The following is a 1398-nucleotide window of genomic DNA, read 5'->3' as shown; positions in this document are numbered from 1 at the left end:
CACTGGGCTCCCCGTCCGCGGCGCTTCGTTCGACACTGGGCCTCCCGTCCGCCTCACTTCGTTCGACGAACTCCCTGCCCCCGATGAACACCGGAATACCCAGCACGGTCAGGCCCGGCGCGGAACGCAAGGAATCCGGCAGAGCCGAGGTGGAATCGGTAACAACGGCGACGGTCACCCGGCCACAGTACCTAATCGGCGGTTTCCGCTTCCTCCACCACGAACGGGGTCCCCTGCTGGCAGGTCGTCATCATGTCCGGTTCCAGGTGCCCGCTCAGGGTCACCGAAGCTCCCGACTTGACGACAGAAGAGTCGTAGTCGCCGTAGATCCCGTAGACAGTGCCGTCGTATTCCAGCACCAGGCACCCGGATTCGACACCGGATTCGACGGTGCCGGAGATCGTGAGCGTCCCGCCCTCGCCCGGCTCCTCCGAGCCCATCGACGGATCCAGGGAGGGGGTGGTCTCCTCCGACATGCTGTCCTCCGCGGGTGTGGGTGATTCCGAAGCGGCGGTCTCGCTGGCAGATTCCGTGGTCGGCTCGGCGCTCGAGGTCTCCTCGCCGGGACCGCCGCCGGTCCCGCAGGCCCCGAGCAGCCCGAACACGAGCACGCCGAGGACAGGAACCAGCAGCCGCACGGACCATGCGGGTCGATGAGTATCCATGCGGCTTTGACGTCGCCGCCGCGGATGCGGTTGCACGATTACAGCTTTCCGTCCGCCAGTTGGCTCTTCCCGAGCGGGGTCGAGCCAATCGTGTGGGCCGGGTCGACCCCGAGGTTGTACCCGAACATGCGCCACTTGCCGGAGCGCATGCGCCGCAGATCGGCCCAGTGCGCATTGTCCATGCCCGACAGGGCACTGGTCGCCGTCTGGTCCCAGGCGAGGATCCCGCCGATGACCTGACGTGCCGAGCCGCCGTGGCAGACGATGATCGCCGTACCCTCGACGTCGGATTCGACAATGTCGCGGACGGCCTCGGAGGTGCGCCGATTCAGCTCGGCCCAAGTCTCGATCTCGGGGTTCAGCAGCGGTTCCTGCGAACGCCACCGCCGGTGGTCATCGGGGAACTGCTCGGCGATCTCGGTGTGCATCAGGCCCTCCCAGGGCCCGTAACCGCGCTCGCGCAGCCGCTTGTCGAGTTCGATCTCGACACCGACGATATCGGCGATCGGGCGAGCCGTGTCAAGGGCGCGGCGCAGGTCCGAAGAGATGATCCGGACCGGCTCATAGGCTGCGGCAGCCGGAGCCGCCGACTGGGCCTGGGCCCGTCCGGTCTCATCCAGGTCGATGTCCGACGAGCCTTGAATACGACCGGCGACGTTCCACTCGGTCTGCCCGTGCCGCATGACGACAAGCCGGTTCACCGCTGGTCCTCCACGGTCTCGTCGCCGGACTT

Annotated in this window: 2 protein-coding genes; both read right to left on the bottom strand. The window is 67.2% G+C overall.

Annotation, left to right across the window (positions count from 1 at the left end):
- Positions 1-191: 191 nt before the first annotated feature.
- Complete coding sequence (locus FAB82_RS12860) at positions 192-665, bottom strand: hypothetical protein (RefSeq protein ID WP_136534940.1); 474 nt, start codon at positions 663-665, stop codon at positions 192-194.
- Between the two features lie 38 nt (positions 666-703).
- Positions 704-1366, bottom strand: coding sequence for a histidine phosphatase family protein (locus tag FAB82_RS27115; protein ID WP_168801578.1), 663 nt, complete (start codon positions 1364-1366; stop codon positions 704-706).
- Positions 1367-1398: the final 32 nt, after the last annotated feature.

This window comes from Glycomyces buryatensis, from assembly GCF_004912275.1.
GTDB lineage: Bacteria > Actinomycetota > Actinomycetes > Mycobacteriales > Micromonosporaceae > Glycomyces > Glycomyces buryatensis.
The sequence above is the reverse complement of the archived record's forward strand: the minus strand, read 5'-3'. Positions and strand labels throughout refer to the sequence as shown.

Coding starts and splice junctions, on each gene's coding strand:
- FAB82_RS12860 (WP_136534940.1), bottom strand. CDS start 665: ATGGATACTCATCGACCCGCATGGTCCGTGCGGCTGCTGGTTCCTGTC.